This window comes from Microbispora sp. H13382 (assembly GCF_014161445.1).
Lineage (GTDB): Bacteria > Actinomycetota > Actinomycetes > Streptosporangiales > Streptosporangiaceae > Microbispora.
The window spans coordinates 246,201-267,951 of record NZ_JABBXA010000005.1; the positions used below are offsets into that span (position 1 = coordinate 246,201).

Annotated in this window: 22 protein-coding genes; 8 read left to right on the forward strand and 14 right to left on the reverse strand. The window is 66.3% G+C overall.

What is annotated here, in order from left to right; genetic code table 11:
* Positions 1 to 17 precede the first annotated feature (17 nt).
* A complete protein-coding gene (locus HHX41_RS13025) occupies positions 18 to 227 on the reverse strand; it encodes a hypothetical protein (protein WP_182906340.1) in 210 nt (69 codons plus the stop codon).
* A gap of 146 nt (positions 228 to 373) precedes the next feature.
* Between HHX41_RS13025 and HHX41_RS13030 the strand changes: the two genes are divergently transcribed.
* Together HHX41_RS13030 and HHX41_RS13035 are read left to right on the forward strand one after the other, a co-directional pair.
* Positions 374 to 1,633: a helix-turn-helix domain-containing protein gene (locus tag HHX41_RS13030; protein ID WP_182906148.1), complete on the forward strand. Its 1,260-nt coding sequence runs from the start codon at positions 374 to 376 to the stop codon at positions 1,631 to 1,633.
* Positions 1,630 to 2,277, forward strand: a complete 648-nt coding sequence (locus HHX41_RS13035) for a 2'-5' RNA ligase family protein (protein ID WP_182906149.1) — start codon at positions 1,630 to 1,632, stop codon at positions 2,275 to 2,277. The genes HHX41_RS13030 and HHX41_RS13035 overlap by 4 nt, the downstream gene beginning before the upstream one ends.
* Here HHX41_RS13035 and HHX41_RS13040 read toward each other — a convergent pair.
* Positions 2,267 to 3,199: an NgoMIV family type II restriction endonuclease gene (locus HHX41_RS13040; RefSeq protein ID WP_182906150.1), complete on the reverse strand. Its 933-nt coding sequence runs from the start codon at positions 3,197 to 3,199 to the stop codon at positions 2,267 to 2,269. The two genes, HHX41_RS13035 and HHX41_RS13040, sit on opposite strands and share 11 nt — an antisense overlap.
* Positions 3,200 to 3,419: 220 nt before the next feature.
* Positions 3,420 to 4,691 (reverse strand): DNA (cytosine-5-)-methyltransferase, encoded by a 1,272-nt coding sequence (locus HHX41_RS41725; RefSeq protein WP_310741960.1) that lies wholly within the window; start codon positions 4,689 to 4,691, stop codon positions 3,420 to 3,422.
* An 89-nt stretch (positions 4,692 to 4,780) separates the two neighbouring features.
* Here HHX41_RS41725 and HHX41_RS13050 point away from each other — a divergent pair, with 89 nt between their 5' ends.
* Positions 4,781 to 5,275: a very short patch repair endonuclease gene (locus HHX41_RS13050; RefSeq protein WP_182906151.1), complete on the forward strand. Its 495-nt coding sequence runs from the start codon at positions 4,781 to 4,783 to the stop codon at positions 5,273 to 5,275.
* Positions 5,276 to 5,307: 32 nt separating this feature from the next.
* Here the strand turns inward: HHX41_RS13050 and HHX41_RS13055 are convergent, their stop codons facing one another.
* From HHX41_RS13055 to HHX41_RS13065, 3 genes are read right to left on the reverse strand one after another with little or no spacing between them, the layout of a single operon-like run.
* Positions 5,308 to 5,877: a hypothetical protein gene (locus HHX41_RS13055; protein ID WP_182906152.1), complete on the reverse strand. Its 570-nt coding sequence runs from the start codon at positions 5,875 to 5,877 to the stop codon at positions 5,308 to 5,310.
* Positions 5,878 to 5,906: 29 nt separating this feature from the next.
* Positions 5,907 to 7,664, reverse strand: coding sequence for a DEAD/DEAH box helicase family protein (locus HHX41_RS13060; RefSeq protein ID WP_182906318.1), 1,758 nt, complete (start codon positions 7,662 to 7,664; stop codon positions 5,907 to 5,909).
* Entirely contained in the window at positions 7,664 to 10,186 is a 2,523-nt protein-coding gene (locus HHX41_RS13065; RefSeq protein ID WP_182906153.1) for an ATP-binding protein, read from the reverse strand. The genes HHX41_RS13060 and HHX41_RS13065 overlap by 1 nt, the downstream gene beginning before the upstream one ends.
* A gap of 335 nt (positions 10,187 to 10,521) precedes the next feature.
* On the opposite strand from HHX41_RS13065, the gene HHX41_RS13070 reads away from it, so the two are divergent.
* Genes HHX41_RS13070 through HHX41_RS13085 form a run of 4 tightly spaced genes read left to right on the forward strand, consistent with a single transcriptional unit; the run spans position 10,522 to position 13,203 of the window.
* A complete protein-coding gene (locus HHX41_RS13070) occupies positions 10,522 to 11,205 on the forward strand; it encodes a hypothetical protein (protein ID WP_310741961.1) in 684 nt (227 codons plus the stop codon).
* A complete protein-coding gene (locus HHX41_RS13075; protein ID WP_182906154.1) occupies positions 11,202 to 11,876 on the forward strand; it encodes a DUF4166 domain-containing protein in 675 nt (224 codons plus the stop codon). Before HHX41_RS13070 ends, HHX41_RS13075 begins: the two co-directional genes overlap by 4 nt.
* Entirely contained in the window at positions 11,873 to 12,562 is a 690-nt protein-coding gene (locus HHX41_RS13080; RefSeq protein ID WP_182906155.1) for a DUF4166 domain-containing protein, read from the forward strand. The genes HHX41_RS13075 and HHX41_RS13080 overlap by 4 nt, the downstream gene beginning before the upstream one ends.
* Positions 12,563 to 12,573: 11 nt before the next feature.
* On the forward strand, positions 12,574 to 13,203 hold the full coding sequence (locus tag HHX41_RS13085) for a TetR/AcrR family transcriptional regulator (protein ID WP_182906156.1): 630 nt from the start codon (positions 12,574 to 12,576) through the stop codon (positions 13,201 to 13,203).
* A gap of 35 nt (positions 13,204 to 13,238) precedes the next feature.
* On the opposite strand, the gene HHX41_RS13090 is transcribed toward HHX41_RS13085, so the two are convergent.
* The 4 genes from HHX41_RS13090 to HHX41_RS13105 form a co-directional block, all read right to left on the reverse strand.
* The gene (locus HHX41_RS13090; RefSeq protein WP_182906157.1) at positions 13,239 to 13,928 is read right to left on the reverse strand and encodes an alpha/beta fold hydrolase; all 690 of its coding nucleotides are present in this window, start codon (positions 13,926 to 13,928) and stop codon (positions 13,239 to 13,241) included.
* Between the two features lie 89 nt (positions 13,929 to 14,017).
* Positions 14,018 to 15,436, reverse strand: coding sequence for a glycoside hydrolase family 6 protein (locus HHX41_RS13095; RefSeq protein WP_182906158.1), 1,419 nt, complete (start codon positions 15,434 to 15,436; stop codon positions 14,018 to 14,020).
* A complete protein-coding gene (locus HHX41_RS13100; protein WP_182906159.1) occupies positions 15,400 to 16,131 on the reverse strand; it encodes a serine/threonine-protein kinase in 732 nt (243 codons plus the stop codon). The genes HHX41_RS13095 and HHX41_RS13100 overlap by 37 nt, the downstream gene beginning before the upstream one ends.
* 161 nt (positions 16,132 to 16,292) lie before the next feature.
* On the reverse strand, positions 16,293 to 17,270 hold the full coding sequence (locus tag HHX41_RS13105; protein WP_182906160.1) for an NAD(P)-dependent alcohol dehydrogenase: 978 nt from the start codon (positions 17,268 to 17,270) through the stop codon (positions 16,293 to 16,295).
* Positions 17,271 to 17,372: 102 nt separating this feature from the next.
* Here HHX41_RS13105 and HHX41_RS13110 point away from each other — a divergent pair, with 102 nt between their 5' ends.
* Positions 17,373 to 18,050, forward strand: a complete 678-nt coding sequence (locus HHX41_RS13110) for a TetR/AcrR family transcriptional regulator (protein ID WP_182906161.1) — start codon at positions 17,373 to 17,375, stop codon at positions 18,048 to 18,050.
* A 30-nt stretch (positions 18,051 to 18,080) separates the two neighbouring features.
* On the opposite strand, the gene HHX41_RS13115 is transcribed toward HHX41_RS13110, so the two are convergent.
* The 4 genes from HHX41_RS13115 to HHX41_RS13130 form a co-directional block, all read right to left on the reverse strand.
* Positions 18,081 to 18,647: a hypothetical protein gene (locus HHX41_RS13115; protein WP_182906162.1), complete on the reverse strand. Its 567-nt coding sequence runs from the start codon at positions 18,645 to 18,647 to the stop codon at positions 18,081 to 18,083.
* Positions 18,648 to 18,856: 209 nt separating this feature from the next.
* Entirely contained in the window at positions 18,857 to 20,485 is a 1,629-nt protein-coding gene (locus HHX41_RS13120; RefSeq protein ID WP_182906163.1) for a hypothetical protein, read from the reverse strand.
* Positions 20,482 to 20,913 carry a hypothetical protein gene (locus HHX41_RS13125; protein ID WP_182906164.1) on the reverse strand — a complete coding sequence of 144 codons (432 nt, stop codon included), beginning with the start codon at positions 20,911 to 20,913 and terminating at the stop codon, positions 20,482 to 20,484. Before HHX41_RS13125 ends, HHX41_RS13120 begins: the two co-directional genes overlap by 4 nt.
* Before the next feature lie 97 nt (positions 20,914 to 21,010).
* On the reverse strand, positions 21,011 to 21,718 hold the full coding sequence (locus tag HHX41_RS13130) for a GNAT family N-acetyltransferase (RefSeq protein ID WP_220504009.1): 708 nt from the start codon (positions 21,716 to 21,718) through the stop codon (positions 21,011 to 21,013).
* Positions 21,719 to 21,751 lie beyond the last annotated feature (33 nt).

The following is a 21,751-nucleotide window of genomic DNA, read 5'->3' on the forward strand; positions in this document are numbered from 1 at the left end:
GCAACCCCGGGCAGCTGTCAGGGAGCCGAGGCAAGGGCGGCCAGGCTCTCCTGCTCGGCGATGACCCGGCAGAGCTCGGCCAGGTCGTCGCCGTCGACAGTCCGGGCGGCGCCCGCGTCCTCGGCTGCCGCGGGGAAAGGTCGTTCGCGGGTCGCCCACAGTCGTCCACGATCGCTCGTCATCACCCGCCAGCCCTCGGTCGGCGTGGTGCTTCTCCGGTCTGTCACAGCTCGGACCTCGATTCCTGATCAGAGGTCCTGCGCCGGACCTCGTTCGGTGCTACCTGCTATGACAGCGCTGCGTAACCTTCCCGGCACAGGTGCGGATGAGGGAAACTGAGGGCGCACAGGGATCACCCCGGATCCGAGCAGAGGTGCAGGCGATGAGCGACGACCTACCCGCATGGGCCGTACGACTGCGCGCCGAGCGGCGCAACCGGTTGTGGAGCCAGCGTGAGATGGCTCGCCGCCTGGTCGAGGCCGCCGACGAGGACATCCGTCCCCGCCTGCCCTCGCGGGAGACCATGATCCGCCGCATCAAGGCGTACGAGGCCGGTCACAACCGCCCCGGCGACCCCTACCGCGTCCTGTACGCCCGAGCCTTCGGCCTCAGCGAAGCGGAACTATTCAGAGAATCGGCTGATGTCTCGTCGCACGGGAGCGACGTGATCGATCTCGTCGCCTGGGTCGAACAGACCAACGTGGGTGACGGCACGATCGGCATGCTCGCGGAGGAGACGCAACGCCTCGGTGAGAGCCACGCGCACGTGCCTCCCTCGCGTGTGTTGTCTGATGTCGTCCGCCTCGAACGGCACACTCGCGCGCTGCTGTCGGGCGGCAGGCAGAGGCTTCGCCAGACCCGCGAACTGTTCCGCATCGAGGCCGATCTGCTGGCTCACGCCTGCATCCTCTTCGGGGACCTGCACCGCAATGGTCCCGCCCTGAGTCACGGCACGGCCGCTGCCATGTGCGCCGACGAAGCCGGCTCGAGCCCAGCCGCCGCGCTCAGCGCCCAGGCGAAGACCGAACGATGGCGGGGGAGGTTCGCCGCGTCGGCGGACCTCGCGCGGCGAGGGTACGAGTGCAGTCCGCCGACCCAGCTTCGCGTTCTGCTCGCGAGTCAAGAGGCCAACGCCGCAGGACTGCTTGGGGACAGGGTCCGGGCACGAGAAGCACTCCAGCGCGCCGAAGAGGCCGTCCAGGGCGGGCTCTCACAGGATTCCGGCGTTTCCCCCTGGTCGTGCCCGCGCCCACGGCAGGCGTTGTACGCGCTCTCGGTTGCCCTGCAGGCCGGGAATCCGGAGGCGGCTCTTCAGGCCGCTCGTGTGGCGGAGTCCGCTTGGGCGTCGGGTGATCCACGCGTGCCCGCCACCTGGGCGCAGATCAGGTTCGGCGCGGCCAACGCCTACGCGATGTTGGGTGACCTCCACGGCGCTGCCGAGCAGATCGAGCCCGTGATGAGCATGCCGCCGGAGTTCCGCATGTCCACTGTGACCAACTACCTGGTGGAGCTGGACGCGCGATTGGACGACCGGCGCTTCCACGGCTCTGGCGCGGCAGCGACCCTCCGGGAGCAGATCCGCGATTTCACCTCAGCCGCCCTGTCGGCGGTCGGTGCCGGGGAGGACGCGTGAGCCCTCTGCCGAAATTCATGGCTGACCGCTGGGGGAGACGGGAGATGCTCCCTCCTGGAAAGGGCCGGATTTACTGGCACGTCCTGTTCCGCGATCACCCAGAGGTCCGGGCGATAGCGAGCGAGGCCCATCGACGACTGGACGGGATCAGTGGGCTGGACCCTGTGCCGTACGAATGGCTGCACCTGACGACCCTCGTCGTCGGCCTGACGGACGAGATCACGGAGGAGCAGATCTCCGCCTTGATCGCCGAGGCCCGCAAGCGCCTGACGGACGTGCAGCCCGCCACCGTAACGCTTGGCCGCGTGCTCTACCACCCCGAAGCTATTGCCCTAGAAGCGCGTCCTGCGCAGGCCCTAATGCCGATGCTCGACGCGGTACGGACCGCAACGCGCACTGCGACCGGTCGTGCAGGCATCCTGGGCACCAATCCCTGGATACCGCACATCACGGTCGCCTACAGCAGCGCGGAGCAGCCCGCCGAGCCCGTCATCGCGGCCCTGGGCCGTCACCTACCGGACTGCGAGGTAGCCATCGACCACATCAGCCTGGTCGTCCAAGACGGCCCCGAATACCTCTGGGACTGGCATCCGCTTGCAGGGATGCCCTTTGGCGCCAGTCCTTCGAATTCGCTCAGTGGTTGATGAGGTCAGTAACCAAATTATCGAAGCTCTTCAATCTCTTCTGCTTGACCATCTCATCCCACTGCTCTAGCTGTGACGGCTGATCTCTGTTCGTCCTTTCGTTTGCAAATTCAGTTACTCCTTCTCCTGTCTCAGTGAGGGCTACGTGATAGACGGTATCCACCCCGCCTACTCCGCCGACAAGTGCCGCTATGCGCGAAGGTAGTGGCTCCGCGGTAACGGCCACAATGTGCGGTGCGCGGCCTCGTCGCGCCGCAATCAAGGTATTGGACTCGTGGCGAACATTCTGTACTCGGTCACTACGGATAGTCCATTTGCAAGAGATTACCGCGTGCAGCATGACTGCATCTCCGTCGAGGCGGCCGACTACAACGTCGGGGTTTGTGGTGTACTCCGTGCCCACTACATCCCGGAGAATTTCATCATTCGCGAGCAAACTTCGAAGCTTGCCGAGATGTTCATACTGGACGTAATCATCAAGCTTTGCATTACGCTTTACTGTCCACTTGCTAGTGTCGAGGCTTTGCAGTAGGTGTTGCTCGGCAGCTCTTTCCAGGGCGTTCCCCGCGCTGCCCTTTTGCTCCTCTGAGGCCAATTCGCGAGATACTCCCAGTTTAGTGTATATGTAGTTTGCTATCCTCAGGCTGGTAGTGCTATGAATATCTGCGATATTTGGACGCCAAGGGCGTCCGCAGATATCAGTAACTTTCTGTCGCGCCGCAGCTTTGGTACCTTTGTCTAGCTCTTGCCATAAAAACAATTCTGTGAGCGAGCTGGGGGCCGTCATGCGATCTCCATGGAAAGCTATTTGTTCTTTGGGTGGCAGTCTTGCTTGCGTGATTGCCTGGCTGCGCAGATGGGACTGACCAGAAGCTCGAAGGCGACCTAAGTCGCCTGTGGCGGCGTTGTTTTCGATTGCCATGTCGCCATCCGGTGGGAGTGCTGCTAATGCTTCGCTATTCGCATCAATCTCGCTGACGGGTCGGCCAGGCAGGCAAGGTGCGACTCAATAAAGGCGATAAGACGGCAGTGTCACTCCTTCAAATATCTGGAGCAGCCCGCCGTGCTCGACTCGAAGTGCTATCCCGCTCAGGCAGATATCTCAGCCGTTATGCAGAGCTATTCGTGAGCTATAGAGGCGCCTAGCTGATCTTAGTCCGCAATTGCTGGAACTGCTCGTGGCGCACATGGGTCTCTTGGCCAAGGAATGCCTTGAACTCTCCGAGTTTGTATGCGGTGAGGGCATTGCCGTCCCGGACTTCGATATCGAAGTCGCGGCGTAGGAGACTGATGCGGCGCTCCAGTTCGTTTGGCTCCAGCTTGATTCCGACGGCTTTTTCGATTTGGGTGGCCGTCATGAAGTCGCCCTTGGCGCGAAGCGCCCGGTAGATCGGGTCGTGCTCCGGTTCGGGATCGAGTTCACGCCGCTCGGCCGTACGGTTCAGTGCAGCGGCAATGGCTACTCCGATGGCCTTGGCAACGGGGGGTGGGAAGGCATTGCCGATCTGCCGGTAGTTCGATGTCTTCTTGCCGGTGAATTCCCACTGGAATTCGCGGTCATTCCAACCTTGGATGCGTGCGACCATCTCACAGGTGAGTTTCGGGCCGATGACAAACTCATCATCCGGGCCAGGGGCATGATTCGCGATGCCCAGAGCATCTACGCCCAACTCGGCCCATGCACGCTTGGCTCGGGTGGGGCCGAGGTCAGCACCACCATGCTTCTTGGAGCCACCGACGATAGTGGGGGCAATGCCGTCGGCCTTATCGGCCCAATCCTCCGCGCCCTTCCAGCCGTTGACCGACATCAAGGGCAGAAGGATTTCGCCCACGGTAGGTGCGGGTCCTACTGGCTGCGGCCAGTGGAAGTGGGCGAAGTCATCCGGCTCCATGGCGACGAGCACGAAGCGCGGGCGTAGCTGAGGGACTCCATAGTCGGATGCCTGAAGGAGTTTCCATTCGGCGGCGTAGCCGAACTCGCGAAGGCGGTCCAGCACGTGCTGCCGATAGCCGGCAAAGCGAGGCATGCTCAGGCCGCGGACGTTCTCCAAAAGGAGCGCCCGAGGCCGAACTAGCCTGACTTGCTCCACGGCCCAGGCGAACAGGTCACGTTCGTCGGTGGCGCCGAGCTGCTTGCCCGCGATGGTGAAGGGTGGGCAGGGAACTCCGCCAGCAAGGAGATCGAGTCGCCACCCATCCCGAGGGGCGTAGTCCTTCGGGTCCCACACGGAAGGGTCGGCGACGTCACCCTGTGCGACCTTCCAGCCCGGCCGGTTGCGTCGCAGGGTGTTGACCGCGTTCTCGTCCAGTTCAATGGCTAGCTCATGCTCGAAGCCAGCCTGCTCTAGGCCAAGAGCTTGGCCGCCGGCGCCGGCGCAGATCTCAATGACCCGAAGTGCCTTCTGGGTGGTCACAAGATCTCCTTTTCGGGGGTTCTGGGGCGACGCTGGGGAGCCAGCAGAGGTATCTTCGCGGAGGAGACAGTGAGTCGTTCGGAACGAGTGTGTCTGACCTTAAGAGAAGCCATGCCCGAGAGCAGGCCCATGAGCGAGGTAGCTACCCAGCTCCGCTGAATGAGGGCCGCTCCAGAAACATGCGTGCCAACCGGCGGACGGACACCAAACCTGAGGTGGCGTTGCGTAGCGCCTTGCACAGGCTGGGCTACCGGTACCGTAAGGATCTTCGTCTCGACCTGGGCGGTGGAGTCAAGGTCCGCCCAGACATCGTCTTCACGGCACGCAAGGTCGTGGTCTTCGTCGACGGTTGCTTCTGGCACGTCTGCCCTGAGCACGGGCGGCAGCCGACTGTCAACGAGTGGTACTGGACGCCCAAGCTGCGGCGAAACATGGAGCGGGATCGCGCGGCTGACACGGCGCTTGCCACCGCTGGGTGGCAGGTGGTGCGTCTGTGGGAGCACGAGCCGCTGACGAGCGCCGTTGCAGCGGTCGTCGCTGCTCTGGGAGCCGAGAGCGAACACGTGCGCGACCCTAGCGGATAGCACTGACACTCTGGGCAGCGACTCATGCCAGGTCATGCCTGTAGGAAGCTCAACAGACGTTGCCTCTCCGAATCGGGAATGTTTTTGTTGGCCTTGATGGTGTTTCTCGCAATGCTATGAATGTATGACTTGTCGAGCTCGAGTGAACGAAGAGTGTACGTGTCGGAATCTGCCACCTTGGCCGGGATCACAGGTAGCCCAAGCTCTCGCAGCTCGCGTACCCGCCGCTCGGCATGGACAGCATCCGCAGTGATTACTCGCAGATAATCTGCCGGCACGGGCTCGCCGAGGCGATCGGCTAGCAAGCTGAAAAGTTCCTGGTGCGTCCGGGAGCTATACGGGATCTTCGTTGCCCAGTCGGGAAGGACGCGCCCGTACTCTCGATCCATCTCGTACTCCAGCGTATGCCGGATTGTGTGCCAGGCTGTCTCCTGCTTAGGGATATTGGCCCTGAGTAGCGATTGAAACGCGACGGCGGAGGCCCTTTTCGCTGTCAAGTAGGCATCAAGTAGATCTTGATGGGATGCGGAATTTTTGAGTTGCTCAACAAGCTCGCTATACGCGTCAACGAGTTCCGGGCGCTGACGCAGCCACTTCTCCATAACCGATCTGTCGCTATGCATAACCGCCCCTAACCTCGCCTGAAGTCACTGTGGTCATACTCCGGCGGGTATCGAAGGATGTGTACGTCTTCGCCTGCTTCTTCTACAGCTTTCAGATCACCTAGCCACTCTCGTAGGAACTGGGCACCGGGCTTGTCCTCCTCGTTGGCGTGAAAAAAGGTCACCTTACTGCCAAGTTTGACCCGTGACCCAGATCGGCTCTGCGGAGCTTCGAGTGAACTATGCAGGTCCAAACCGGCGGCGAAGCGCCGGATATCCGAGACAAAATCGAGAACGATCACCCGATCCTTGCCTCGTGCAAGACGGAGGCCCCGGCCAAGTTGCTGTACGAAGATCCGGCGGCTGTGGGTGACTCTCTGAAAAACGACGATATTAACGTCGGGAACGTCAACGCCCTCGTTAAGTACATCGACCGCACACAGGACTCCGATACGGCCCTCGGCGAAATCCCAGAGCGCTTTGTTGCGCTCCACGGGCTTCATTGCCCTTCCGCTCGCGGACCTGGAGTAAATCGCTTGCGCTCGGGTGATCGCCAGAGCGTTGATCCTGGCTGCAGTCTTCTCTGCGTGGTCGATGGTCCCGCAAAAGACAATGGCGCGAGGGTTCGTCTGCTCCTTCCAAGCCTCGGTTAGTCTCTGCACGACAGCATCGTCCCACTCGTCGACGAATAGAGTTCTATTGATTCTCCTTGGGCTAAATTGGTCGCCGTGAAGTTCCTGGAGAGCCTCCCAATTCACGTTGTCTGTGTACATGCGGTAGTCAACATTGGCGAGGTACCCCTCGCGTAGTCCTCTGACGAGATCGATGTTCACTACAGGGTGGTCAAACCACTTTCCGAGGGCGCTGCCATTCGGGCGCCAGGGCGTAGCCGTCATACCGACAAGGAATGCCCCCCCGTCGCCGGCCGACAGCTCGCCTAGTACGGAGTTGTATGCAAGAGTGCCTAGATGATGACACTCATCTACGATCACCAGATCAAAATGCGGAAGTGCTCGGCCTGACTCTAGGCTGGAGGCAACGCTGTCCACGCATGCGAAGACTAGGTCCAGATCTCTCAACACATCAAAGTCGGGTCGCTCATAACCGTTCCAAACTCCTGTGGACTGAAAGGTGGATAGCATCGGCCAGAACGAACGTTCCAACTGATAGACGAGTTCGTTACGGTGAGCGAGTACAAGTGTCTTTGAGGTGGGTCGTAAGAGCGAGAAACGGCGGTAGAATTCCGCTGCAACAAAGGTCTTTCCTAGGCCTGTCGCAAGTACCACGAGGGCGCTTCTAGCACCTCGAACGAGTTCTCCCATCATTCGGTCGACGGCGTCAGACTGGTAGTTGCGTAGCTCGTAATTATCCAGGCAGCGTTGAGCGATCGGCTCGGGCTCAGCGAGTTCTGCCTGTTTGATGAGCTTCCGGGAGTCCCAAAGCTGTAGCTTGATTCCCTGCGCGAGGAGTTGACGCTGTTGTTGCAGCACCGCGGGCGCGAACCCACTTTTACTTACGATGACAGGGATATCAGCCTCATATCTCCTGGTAGCGGCAAGAGTCTCAGCGACCACTTCCGGACCCACTGCGGTCCGCCAGCGCTTGACCTGGAAGAGCCATCGCTTGCCTGACTTGGTGGCAATGACATCAGCACCGCCATCACCGGAGGTACCCGCGAGACGTACATGCTCGAACCCACGAGCTAAGACCAGTCGCATCACCATGCGCTCGAATGCCTGCCAGCTGGTCCCGCTCAGCAGGAGGTCACTCACTATCCGCTGAGCCATCACAGTCTGCTGTCTAGGAAATCAGCCGCCGCGCGTGCGCGTGTCACAAGCAGTGGTTCCGGCCGCTGATAGCGTAGATAGGAGGCGCAGTCCTCAAGGCAGCGTAGGTACTTGATTGATAGTTCCTCTCGCAGGCCTTCAGCAACGGTAGGCCCCAGATCGTCACTTGGCCAGGGATCCCGCCACACTTGCCCGTCGAACCACACCTGCGGGAATTTCTGAAAAAACATCACCAGGGCGGCCGGATCACAGTAACGCAGGTACTCGCCGGACTGCTTCATGCGGTTGAGTTCGCTGAGGTCCACCCCCGAAGAAATCATCCCTTCCGCCAGTGCTCGCTGCTGCTTCTCGTCCAGGTCCGCATAGAAATCCTCCGCTTCAGGAATTCCGACGAGACGCTCGGCGATCAGTCGGAAGACCTGCTTGATCTCCTCGCGAACGCTTTCGGGTGTCTCGGCAACCAGGTCACCCCATGCTCTCCGGAGGACCTCAGCCATGAGAACCCCAGGCGAGTGGCCTCTCTGCCCGGTCAGAGACGAATAGTTGTCGTAGAAGAACTGCGCGGTCTCTGCCGCTACCATATCCTCTGGCCGCATACCCAATTCCGAGAAGGCCGGGTGCATACGGTCGACGAAGACCGCAATTTTTCCGATTTTCTTATGGCTGAGCACCGGTATCGGTTCCCGGCCGTACCGGGGGACGATCGGACGTTGCATCATCCGGGTAGTGACGTCCACTGGAGAGCTGGTTGTCCCGTCTGCCAGGCTGATAGTCAGTCCTGTTATCGACAGATCGGTCCACTCTTCGGAGGCGGTAAGCAGTTCCTCTTCGCTAGCCGGATGTGCCGCACCGCGAACGAGGGCGCAAGTCCGGCAAGCGTCTTCGCTGGCCTCGTTGGTTTGACCGCAAAATGTGCAATTCCACGGGGTGATTACTTTGGGTATCTGAGAGCTGCCGCACACGTCGCAGCTGACGGCCGACTTAGGGATCTCGGCGCCGCAGTCAGAGTTCAAGCAGTTCTTGCCAACAAGGACGCAATTGCATTCCTCGCAGGTTTCCACTCGAGGGACGTTCTGAAAGCCGCATACCGGGCACTCTAAGAGCTCCTCAATTGGCTTGTCATTTGCGCTCTCGACAAGTTCCCACCACTTGGTATCGTCATAGTAGCCAGCTTCTTGGCTCTGAAATCTAGAAAGGTACTCCCGCTCGATCTCGCGGGGGATTCGTTCGGCCTTTCCTTTGGCTGGGTTGTACTGACCCATGTACATGTCAGCGCGGCCAAAGTTACGTACCTTGCGATATCCCTGAAAGAGTCTGGATACCGGGGATGGATTTGTTTCGCCTGGGCCCCATTTGCTCGGGATCAGTGAGCTGCCGCGAAGGAACTGCATTGCCGCGTACCATTCGTCGCTTGTTCGCTGAAAGTCCTGCTTGGAGAAGTCAACCGGAACATGATCAAGGTGTACCTCGCCAACAATTCTCCCGTACTGTTGGTCGACTGGGTATTCTTTCTCCGCCTTCTTTGTGTTTTCGTCCACATGCTCGAAGAAGGCGGCCTTTTCTCCAATGCGGATCGCGCGGCCGTTACGAATCAAGTCAATGCCGTAGTCGTTCTGGTCGTCGTACCGCTGGATACCAACCCAGCCCCAAACTCGCTCGACGACTTCCCGTGCCTCTGAACCGCCGCACCGGCCACAGGGTTGACCGTCCTCCATCAACGTCCCGTCTCGCAGGCAGCGAATGTTTTTCGTAAGCTCCTTATCGAAGGAGATACGGGCAGGGATGCGGCCATGCCCTGCTCTCTCAACAAAGCGGCTGGCATCCCAGACGCAGTGCTCAAAGGCCGGGTATGAGTCGTTATTGAGAAGAATTTTGGTGCGGCTACCGCCTTCGCCGCGCAGAATAGTCGCATACCTACGGGCTAGCTGCTGGCGAATAACATTCTTTCCCAGTGATGCGAGCTTGCGTATGAATGCGTTGTTCGGGTCACCCTCCGGCCACCAGTTGCGAACTTCAATGATTGTCCCGTGCTCCAGCCCGTGAGGCTTGGCGACCACATCTGCCGGCACCTCAAACGATCCCTGTTCGAGTAGCTTCGGCAAGTCCACGGTCACCTGGAGAGCGTACGAGTCCTCAGCTCGCGCGGAGATGAGCTTTGTGACTCGCCCGAGCTTGCCGGTAGCGATATTGAAGCCCATGCCGAACAGCCCGAGAGTGTCGAACGCGTTTTTTGACGAATAGCCAGCACGTAACGCATTCGCGATCTGCTCCTCAGTCAGGCCCGGCCCCGAGTCCCGCACGCGCACAAAGCCGTCGCCCCGATTGACCTCGGAAGCCCCAGGCACCTCAACGAAGACCTGCCGGAAGGCGGAAGGCTGGCCTAGGGCTTCCGCAGCACGGAAGGAGTCGAGTGCGTTGTCGATGAGCTCGCATAGCGCATCCAGGGGAGTGATAGGGGTCCGCGTGAGTGCCAAGAGGACGTTGGGTGTGGGCTGGATGTCCAAGAGCTTGTGCGTGCTCACGACTGCTCCTTAACCGTGCAACTCAGAGGAGATCATGCACAGGTTACGTATCCCCTGGGGCAAATGCCGTCACGATATGCAAACACTCACGCTTGAGATGCTGGGAAGGTTACCCTCACCTGCGCAGACGCTTGCTGGCTGTACCGCCGGGGCTTCCTCCCGCTAGTTCAGGCCGTGAGTCTCGTGCAGCCTGCGGAAGACCCACCTCGGCTTGCGTGAGCCGGTCGGCTCCGAGGCGGTTTACTCCTTCCCTCGCAACCGTCCATGACTTGAGCGATCGCTTAATTCGGCTTACTCTCGGTTTTGAGCGATCGCTCAAGGCGTCGGAGGTGCGTGTGGCTCGGTTCGTGTACGTGGAGTGCTTGGTCCGGGCCGACATGGAGGCCTTGTGGGAGCGGACGCAGCGGCCTGAGCTGCATCAACGGTGGGATCTGCGGTTCACGGAGATCGACTACCTGCCGCGTGTGGACGGCGAGCCGCAGCGGTTCCGGTATGCCTTCCGGCTCCTGCCCGGGCTGGTCATCACTGGGGCCGGCGTCACGGCCGGGGACCGTCACGATCCCGAACAGAGGACCTCGGCGCTGCGGTTCTCCTCTGACCACCCGCTCTCGCTGATCCGCTCCGGCTCCGGCTACTGGCGGTACGTCCAGACCCATGACGGCGTCCGCTTCATCACCCGGTACGGCTATCGCCCCGGGTGGGGCAGAGCCGTCGACCTCGTGTTCCGGCCGCTCATCGGCTGGGCGACGGCCTGGTCCTTCGACCGGCTCCGCCTCTGGCTGGAGACAGGAAGGACACCCGAGCGCTCCCTGTGGCAGGCCCTCGCCGAACTCTGCCTGCGCACCCTCACGACCGCCATCGCCATCACAACCAGCCCGACCGCCGCCGCCTGCCTGATAGGAGCGGCAGCGATCCTCCTGCCGCCGCTTCCGTCGACCCCGGCTGCCCGCCGATGCCTGCGCCGCCCGCCCGACCGGCAGGCGGCGAAAGCCCCGCACACCCTGATGGAGACCCCATGACCTCGATCTTCGAACGTGCCCTCGGCGCCGACTTCGTCCGCCTGCACCCGCAACTCCAACGACGCTTCGGCGTCAGCGTCGCCGGCGGGCAGGCCTGTGTCGGCACGGGAGTGATGGAGCACATCTGGCACGCCGGGTTCACCCGGCCGTTCCTGGCCCTCGGCGGCACCCGCAACATCCTGGTTCCCGAGCAGGGCCGGCAGGTGCCCTTCACCATCGAGAACTATCCGTACGTCGACTCGTACGGGCGGGAGACGGTCAGCTTCGTCCGCACCTTCGACCTGCCCGGCCGCCCCAGAAGGTTCGACGCGCAGATGGTGTACGACCCCGCGAGAGGCATCGTCGACTACCTCGGCTCGCACCAGCACCTGGCCGTGGACCTGGATCTCCACGTGGACGAGCGCGGGGGCATGGTCTTCCGGTCCGGCGGGTTCCGCTTCCACGAGGGCTGGTTCTCCTGCCGTCTCCCCGCACTCATGACCGGCACCGCCGTGGTCCGGGAGTCGTACGACGACGACGCCGAGGAGTTCCGCGTCGGAGTGACGGTCTCCCACCCCAGGCTGGGGCCGATGTTCGGCTACTGGGGCGCCTTCCGGGCCCGCTACGTCGACGTCACCCAGCACGGCGTGCCCGCTGTCATCAAGCCGCGGCGCGAAGAGGCACGCATATGAATCCCACACCGAGCTCGATCTTCGAACGTGCCCTCGGCGGCGACTTCGCCCGCCTGCACCCGCAGCTGCAGAGCCGCTACGACGTGAGCGTCGCGGGTGGCCGGGCCTGCGTCGGCACGGGGGTGATGACGCACGTCTGGCACGCGGGTTTCACCCGGCCGTTCCTCGTCCTCGGCGCGCTGCGCAACATCCTGGTCCCCGAGCAGGGCCGGCAGGTGCCATTCACGATCGAGAACTACCCGTACGTCGACTCCCACGGCCGGGAGGCCGTGACCTTCGTGCGCAGCTTCGACCTGTCCGGCCGGCGACGACGGTTCGACGCCACGATGGTGTACGACTCCACGAGGAACGGCATCCTCGAGTACGTCGGCTCGCACCAGCACGTGTCCGTGGACCTCGACCTGCGGGTGGACGAGCGCGGCGGGCTGGTCTTCCGCACCGGCGGCTTCCGGCTGCACGAGGGGTGGCTCTCGTGCCGCCTCCCGAAGGCCCTCACGGGGTCGGCCCTCGTCAGGGAGTCGTACGACGACGACGCGGGGGAGTTCCGCATCGAGGTGACGGTCTCCCAGCGGATGCTGGGCCCGTTCTTCGGCTACTCGGGCGCCTTCCAGGTCACCTACGTCGACGTCGCCGAGCACGGCGTGCCCGCTACGGTGAGGCCGCGGCGCGAAGAGGTACGCCGCTGAGGGAGGGGACGATGGGCGACACCCGGACGAGGCTGCTCGAAGGCGCTCTGGAGACCTTGCGCGCCCAGGGCATCGCCAAGGCCTCGGCGCGGGTCATCGCCGCCGCCGCCGGGGTCAACCAGGCGCTCGTCTTCTACCACTTCGGCAGCGTCGACGAACTGCTCGCGGCGGCCCTGCGGTACGGCTCGGAGCAGCGGGTCGCCGTCTATCGGGAGCGGTTCGCGTCCGTGACCTCCTTGAAGGAGCTGCTCGATCTCGGCCGTTCCCTGCACGCCGACGAGCGCGCCGCGGGGAATCTGGCCGTGCTGGCCCAGATGCTCGCGGGGAGCCAGGCCGATGAGCGGCTCGCCCCCGCCACCGCCGGGGGGCTCGCCCTGTGGGTCGCCGAGGTCGAGGACGTGCTGCGACGGGTGCTGGCCGGCAGCCCGCTCGCGGAGTTCGTGGACGTCACCGGGCTCGCCCGCGCCACCGCGGCCGCCTTCGTCGGCCTGGAACTGTACGACGGCGTCGACAAGGCCGGCGCGGAGCAGGCGTTCGACAGCCTGGAGCAGCTCGCCGGCCTGGTCACCGTGCTGGAGGACATGGGCCCGATCGTCCGGCGCACCGTACGCTCCCGCCTCCGCAAGGCCAACGGCGATTGACGAGCCGGCACCGCTTGAGTAGTGCCTGTCCCCGGTCAGAGCCCGGTGCGGTACGCCTCAAGGCGGTCGGCCAGTTCCTTCGGGTGACCGAGCATCGGACAGTGATCACCAGGCATTTCGTCCGGTTGGAAACCGAGACGCTCGGTGACGATCCCGCGCATGAACTCGGCCGGGAAGAAGCGGTCGCCGGCGGCCAGCAGGAACCTAGTCGGCACGTCCGGCCAGGATGCCAGCGGCCACGGGTTGCCGAATGGGGTAGGCGCCTGGTGCCGCTGGTGTCGGGCTACGAACTCGGCGGCCAGGTCTGCCGGGGTGTCGTGCAGCACGAGGGAAAGCGTGTCCTCCTCCGTGCCGCCCGGGGCGCCTCGGCGCCGGTCGGCTTCCTCCCGTGCCGCCCAGTAGCCGGTGTTGCCCCACCATTCGCCGGGCGATTCGGCGGGAGCCGGGATCTGAGCCTGGAGCATCACGAGCAGGTCGGCAGGCACCCGGTCACACACCAACGGGCCGGTGAACCCACCGAACGAGTGGGCGACGACGATCAGATCGGTGCGCCCGCCGATCGCCTCGACCACCGTGTCCGCGTACTCCGCGAGCCCGGCCGACTCCTGATCACAGGGTAGGTCCGGCGCCACCACATCGTGGCCCCGGTCTCGCAGGGCGGCCGAGAGCGGTCCCCAATACCAGGAATCGACCGCCGCAGCGTGGATCAACACGTAAGTCGCCATTAGAAGAAATCCTCTCGAGTTGTCGATCTACTCGTACGGCGTACCGTCCGCGCTCGCCTCCCGCAAGGCCGGCTCCGCCGAGAGGTGAGTCAGCGCAGCGGCGGGACGGCGTTGCGGGCGCGTTCGAGGGCGAGGGCGGGCCACCAGGTGCCGCCGACGGGGTCCACCTGGCGGTGCACCGGATCCTCCGGCCCGGAGCCGCCCCGCAGGCACCGGCCGTTGGACTCTCCGGGGTGGCGGATCCACAGGAAAGCGTCGGCCAGCTTGTCGCCGGTGTCGGTGGTCGGGCGCAGGCCGATGCCTCGCCCCGGAGGATTGCACCACAGCTGGGGGTCGGCGTACTTGCCCTTGGGCGCCTCCCACGTGCCCTTGCCGTTGCGGCTGGTGTCGATGACGAAGTGGGTCAGCGGCGCCCTGGCCGGCACGGCGTCGATCGCGGCGTCCGCACAGGTGCCGCCGCCGTCGGTGGTCAACAGATAGACGCAGCGGGAGAGCCTGTTCCCGTACCATAGGAGATCTTTGGTCGTCTGGAAGTCCGAGCTGTTCAGGTAGAAGCCGTCGGCCCGCCCCACCCCGGCCTTCACCAGCCGGTCGGCCATCTGGACGAAGTCGGGCCAGCCCAGGATGCCGCCGTCGAGATAGACGGCCGTGTGCGCGAGCGCCCCCAGGCGGTCAACCGCGTAGCCGAGCTCGCGGTAACGCTGGGCCATCCCCGCCTTCCCGCCCGACGGGCAGTCGTCGGTGCCGGGCAGCTCGGCGAGGCTGTTCGGTTCGAGCACGACCACCGCCTGGCCCGCGCCGATGCCGGCCGCGACCTGGTCGATCCAGTCCTTGTACGCCCGCTCGTCCGGCGCCCCCCGATCGGAACAGTCGAGCAGGGGGACGTTGTCCGTGAGGAACACCGGCACGGCATCGTGGGCCGCGGCGAGCCGCATCGTGGACGTGACCGTGGTCTCGACCTCAGTGGTCGATCCGTTCAGGTTCACCGAGTGCGGCACCGCGGCCAGCGCGCGCATCAGCGCGGCATCGGCCTTCTTGCCCTGTGCCTCCCAGACGTCCGCCTGGTGCAGCGGGTCGGGCTCCTGCTTGTACGCGAACCGTACGCCGGGCTCACGCAGCGGATTGCCGCCGGTGCCGGCGCCGGAAGCGGACGGGAGCGCGGCGGCCACGGATGCCACGGAGGCCACGGAGGCCGCAGAGGTGGCGGATGCGGCGGCGGACGAGCCGGACGTGGCCGGGCCCGACGAGGTGCCGAACCAGGCGGCGGTCACCGCCGCGACCAGGGCCAGCGCGCCCGCCCCGGTCCCGATCATCAGGCCGCGGCGTCGCCCGCCGGCCCCAGGCAGGGTGACGGCGGACGGTGTCGTCGAACCGGTGAGCTCGTCGAGGATGTCCTGCACGGTCGGCCGCTGAGCCGGGTCTTTGGCCAGGGCGCGGGCGACGAGCGTGCCCAGCGGTCCGTCGAGGCCGGTCAGGTCGGGCGTCCCGTTGACGACCCGGTTGAGCACGACGGGGAGCGATCCGTGGCCGAAGGGGGCGTGGCCGTGCCCGCGTACGTGATCGTGCTCGCCCAGGCGAAGACGTCCGAGGCGGGCGTGAGGGAGCCGCCCTCGAACTGCTCGGGGGACATGAACGAGGGCGTGCCGACGACCGCGCTGCTCATGTGCCCGGCCATGTCGGTCAGGTGGGCGACGCCGAAGTCGATGACCTTGGGGCCGACGGGGGAGAGCAGGACGTTGCCGGGCTTCAGGTCGCGATGGATGATCCCGGCGGCGTGGATGGCGCGCAGGGCGGTCGCGATGCTGACGGCGAGCCCGTCCAGGTTGGAGCCGCGGAGCGGTCCGTCTCGCTCGACGGCCTCGCGGAGGGTCGGTCCGGGCACGTACTCGGTGACCAGATAGACGGTCTCGCCGTCCACCTCCGCGTCCAGCACGGCGGCGGTGCAGAAACGGGCGACCCGCTTGGCCGCCTCCACTTCGCGCCGGAACCGGCGGCGGAAGCCGGGGTCGGCGGCGATCGTGTGGTGGAGCAGCTTGACCGCCACGTGCGTGCCGTCCGGCGCCTCACCCAGGTAGACGGTGCCCATCCCGCCCTCGCCCAGCCTGCGCAGCAGCCGGTAAGGCCCCACCTGGGCCGGGTCACCCGCCCGCAGGCCCGACTCGTGCTGCCCCGGTAAGCCCCCCGGCTCGCCGCCGCCGTTCACATCGCCCCCGCTGGGATGTCCGGAAGGTCAGGTCACTAAGGATCTTATTGACGGCCGCCGGGCGCGGCCATGGCCGGACACGTGCCATCACGGTGAGGCCGTGAGGGGGAGCGAAGCGGCGTCGGCCCTCCCGCCCCGGGCGTCCGGGCCGCGAACCGCCTTCAATCGACCCTGACGACGTATTTGCCCCGCACCCCGCCCGCCTCCAGCGCCCGGTGTGCCGCCGCCGTCTCCTCCAACGGGAAGCACGTGTCCACCGCGGGGCGCAGTCTCCCCTCCGCCACCTCACGGGCGAGGTCGTCGAAGAGTGCCCGCTTGGGGTTGCCGCTGAAGAAGCGCACCCGGCCGCGTCCGTGTACGGCGCTGGCGGCGATGTAGCCGAGTGACGCGGCGAGCCGTGTCAGGTCGAAGGCGATGGTGACCATGCGACCGCCGGGCGACAGCAGGCGCCGGAAGGCCCGCAGGTCGGTGCCCGCGGTGTCGAGGACCACGTCGAACGGGCCCAGTTCTTCCGGCGAGACGGTCCGGTGGTCGATGGCGCGGTGGTCGATGGCGTGGTCGGCGCCGAGCGTACGGACGAAGTCGAGGTTGGCGGCGCGGGCCAGGGCCGTGACCTCGGCGCCGTAGGCCCGTCCGAGCTGGACGGCGGCGTTGCCGACGCCGCCCGCGGCGCCGCGTACGAGCAGCCGTTCGCCGGGGCGCAGTTTGGCCTTGTCGCGCAGCGCCGTGATGGCCGTGGTCGCCACCGGCAGCGCGGCGGCTTCCACCAGGTCCAGCTCGTCCGGGACCCGGCCGAGCCGCTCGGCCCGGACCGTCACATACTCGGCGGCGCTGCCGAATCCGGTGCGGCCCACGATGCCCCACACCCGGTCGCCGACCGCGACGTCCGTCGTGCCGGCGCCGAGCGCGGCGACCTCGCCGGTGAAGTCCAACCCGGCGCGTTGCGGGAACCTCCGTCCGGTGAGGAGACGGAGGCTGCCGGAACGGGCCGCCGTTTCGCCGCCGTTGACGCTGAACGCGCGCACCCGCACGAGCACCTCCCCGGGCGCCGGTTCAGGGCGCGGCACCCGGCCCACGTACAGCACCTCGGGGCCGCCGTAGCGGTCGAAAAGCACTGCTCTCATCATGCGGTCGTCCATCGTTCTCACCTTCGCCACCAGTGGACGTGCGGGGGATCTGGCCCGAGCGTAGGCTCATAAGTGGACGCCGCCGTCCGTTTGGACCGGAAGTGAGAGACAGTGGTGGAGGAATCCTCTCGGATCGCCGACCCGGGGCTGCGGGCCGACGCCCGGCGCAACCTGGGGCGCATCCTCGTCGCCGCCCGTGCGGTCTTCGCCGAGCACGGGATCGACGCGCCCATGGCGACCGTGGCCCGGCGGGCCGGGGTCGGTGTGGCGACGCTGTACCGGCGTTTCCCGACCCGGGACGCCCTGGTGCGGGCCGCGTTCGCGCAGCAGATGGAGACCTGCGCCCGAGCGCTGACCGAGGCACTGGCCGACCCCGACCCCTGGCGGGGCTTCCAGCGGCTGTTCGAGACGATCTGCGAGCTTCAGCGGCAGGAACAGGGCTTCCCGGCCGCGTTCGTCGCGGCCTTCCCGGACAGCACGGCGGAGCACGCGCAGGCCCGGGAACGGGCTGAGCGGGACCTCACGATCCTGGTCCGCAGAGCCAAGGCAGCGGGCGCGCTGCGGGCCGATTTCCACCCGTCCGACCTCGCCGTGGCCGTGTTGTCCCACTGCGGTCTGGTCGCCGCGCTGCCGCATGACAGCGCCGCGTCCCGGCGCCTGGTGGCATACCTGCTCCAGTCGTTCCGCGCCGAGGCGGCTCACGGGGCCCTGCCGCCGCCGAGCGCCCTGTCGCTGCGCGGTTTCCCGATCGCGGCCGACGGCTCCCAGAGACAGCGCCCCTCCAGGGCCTGAGGCGAGAGCGGGCGACGCCCGGTGGTGGCGCTACTGCACGCAGAGCCCGGACACCGTGACGTCGTAGATGTACCAGCTCCCGGTCGGAGTCGTGTACACGTTGGTCACGCCGGTCGTCTGGTAGCCGCTGCAGTCGGCGCCGGCCGCGAGGATGGCGGCCCGGGCCGCTGCCGCGCCGTTCTGCGTGGCCGCCGTCGACGTGCTGCCCTCACCGCGCGCCGTCGCGCTGCGCGGCACCGTGTAGGAGGGTCCCGGCGACGCCGGCGCGCACAGACCGGTCGCCGTCCCGCCGTACACGTAGCCGCCTCCGCTGGGCACGGTGTACTGAAGGCTCGCCGACGAGGTCACGTTCGTGCAGACCTCCCCCAGCTGAGCGGCCAGGCTGTTGAGAGCGCTACGGGCGTTCGCCTGGGCCGCCGCCGACGCCGTGGACTGGGTCTGGCCCCACGCCGTGGAGGTCGCCGTCCGCCAGGTGTCGGCGTGGGCCGCTGCCGGGCTGAGGCCGATCGCCGCCGCGACGACCGCTCCCAGGAGCATCGACCGGCCGGCGAGCCGTCCGCGCCGGTTCCCGCCGCACGGTCCATCGTGCCGGGCCATTCGCGTCTCCCTTGATCAGCGCCTTGTGCATCGACCGTGCAGGATGTGATCTGATCCCCGCTTATGCGCATGATCTCGGGGCGTGAAGTCATCGTAGGTTCGCCGTTTCCCGGCGGCCATCCTCGGCCGCGTGGGCGGCACGGACATGCTGGTGGGCGATCACGGCCGATGTAAGTTTCGGCGCCCTCGCCCCGAGCCCTTCCTGCCCGTCAGGTCCGGTCGCGACGGCCGTTGTCGCGGTCCTCGTCCTTCCCGCTGTGGTCGAGGCCGGTGAACTGACGGATGTACGCGTGATAGGCGTCGGCCCGAAGCCTGGCCGACGGCGATCGAACATCCCGGGCGATGTTCTGGGGGAGGCCGCCGGAACCGGCCCGCCTGGACTGGTAGTCCCGCAGTCGTTCCCGATGCTCGTCCGCCCAGTCGTGCAGCGCCCCGATGCGGGCGAAGTAGAACGCCGCCGCGAGCAGGGGCACGAGGAGAACCGTCGTCGCGACAGGGCCGATGTCGTGCACGAGCACCCCGAGGATCAGGACGGCCCCGGCCGCGCTGCCGGCTCTGATCAGACCCCTCCGGACGCTCGCGCGGTCGGTCCGGGCCTCCTCGGCCCACGCGCGCACGCGCCGCAGCGGAGGCTGGTAGGCCGCGCCCAGCTGTACGACTCGCGGTAGCCGGCCCGCGTACGCCGCCAGGGTCAGCGCGACGACATACCAGGACACCGTCGCGGCGATGTCCGGACGCGCCCAGCCCCACATGATCCAGGGCACCGGGATCGTGGCCGCGCCCCAGGCCCCGAGCCACAGCGCCGCGCGGACGGCCGCTCCCGATCGGGCGGTGGGCGAGAGCCGGCGGCGCTCGTAGTCGGCCCACTGCCGGTCGCGCAGGGTGGAGGCGGCGTCCAGCGCGGTCGATATCCGCTGGTTCTGCCGGTCGACCGCCGCCTGGTGACGCTGCTGTTCCGCCTGCACCGCGGCGAAAGCGGTGAAGTCGGCGCGCACGAGCCATCCGACAGGGGTGTCCGAGCCGCCGTCCCGCGCGCGCAACCAGTCGTACCAGCCGATCTCACCAGTGGGGGGAGGCGTCACGCGCTCGCAGCCGGCGCGCAACCACGTTCTGCTCTCCGGGTAGGGCAGAAGAGCCGCCAGCAGCAGCCCGCGCGCCCCGCTCTCGGCCCATTCCCGGGCTTCCGGCGGCAGTCCGGGAACCCGAGCCGCCAACCGCCGCCACGAATGCCAGGCCTCGTCCCATGCCCGCTGCGTTCCCCGCAGCGCGCTCAGGCCGGTGAACCCGGCCAGGGCTTCCAACAAGCCGCCATCGCAGAGGTCGCGGTAGAGCTCCCATTCCGGGCCGCTTTCCCCCAGACGACCGATCCTGCATGCCTCGGAGAGCGACTGCGGGGTTACGACCGTTCCTCGCCAGACGGCTTCGCCCTGCGGATCGAGCCAGCCCAGCAGGTGAAGCAGTTTGAGGTCGGCCGGGAGTCCGTCGTCGCGGAGCCGATGGTCGACGAGTTCGATCTGGGCGGTCAGGTCGTCGGCGGTGAGACCGTCGAGCTCGTGCAGCCAGGAGCGAAGTCCGAGCCACCCGTCGGAGGGGGTGCCTGGCGTGCCCGCGCCCTCGAAGAACTGACGCCTCGCGGCAGCCCAGTCGAGGCGGATGGCGGCGGCCAGTTCCTCCCGGGTCGTGACCGCCGCACCTGCGAGGACCAGCGGCCGGCGCTGCGGCGCCGGATGGTGGATGTGATTGATCTGGACGTTGCGATCGCCGAGTTGGAAAGGGGCCGGGCCGTGGAAGACGTTTCCCGATACTCCGTCCCTTCCCGATTCGGCGTCGCGGGTCATGCCCTCGGCCCGAAGTGGTTGTCTTGACGGTTGTCGTTGCCGACCTGGAATGCGGTCGGTCCGTTGAAGACGTTCGCCGACACTCCCCCCACCGATGCCTGACGAGCCTGGTCGGCGATGTCGTTCAGCTCGCGGGCGACCCGTTCGCGTTCGGCCTCGCCGAGACTCTCCAGCAGCATCTCGAATCGGGCCGTCCAGGACGCCTCCTGCCGTGCCCGTATCAGCGCCGATTCCTCCGGGGCGAGCGAGGCGAGGTCCGTCGCGGTCTGATCCAGCCGCATCAGTTCCGCCTGCTCACGTTCGGGATCGTCGCGGCCGAGCACGTGCGCCACCCGCTGCCGCACAGTCACCCACACGTCCGTGCCCGCGGCCTGCACCACGGCGGTTCCGCCCGCCGCGGCCACCGCTGCCAGCCATTCGACGAGCATTCCCGGCCTCCTTACAAGATCTGATGACACTGTATATCTGGCCTTGACGAGGTCGCCGGATGTCTGGAAATCGACCGGTGAAGCGAGGCCGCCTGATTCAGATCAGGACCGTCATGGACTCGTCGACCACCTGAAAGCCGAGCCTCTCGTAGAGGCGACGGGCGGGGTTGCCCTCGGTGACCGCCAGGCCGATCGTGGTCAGCCCGTCCGCGGCTGCACGGACCAAGGCGGTCGACAGCATGAGCGCGCCGAGGCCCCGCGGCGACCGCTCGGGGTGCCGGAACACGTCCGCGATCCCCGGCCCCCGGTTGGAGTCATTGACGAAGACGCCGCCCACCACCTCGCCGGGGGAACCGTCGCGTACGGCGAGCACGCTGCACGGAAGCAGCGGGCCGATCTCCTCGCCGTTGAGCAGCGGAACGAGCTCCTCGCGCAGGGCCTTCTCGGCGTCCCGGGGCCGGTGGTCGGGATGGCCGGGCGGGTAGGCCGCGAACCACGCGGGGAAGATGTCGGCGGGCGCCCGGTCGCAGGGCGTGATCTGGAAGCCGTCGGGAGCGGCGCCCTCGACGGGCCGGGCGATCGGCAGATCACACCGCATCACAAAGGCGTGCCGCTGCAGGCGGGCGCCTCGCTCCACCAGGTCCCGGCCGAGCTCGACCGGCGCGGATAAGGCCCAGCCCCCGAGCCGTGACATGATCACGGCAGCGGCGTCCGGGCCGATGTCCTCGACCGCGTAGGCCCAGGGAAGGCCGTCACGGACGCCTTCCAGGTAACTCATCACCGGGACGCCCTCAGCGTCGGTCAACCTCCGCCGCTCCTCGCTCATACGCCGAAGGGT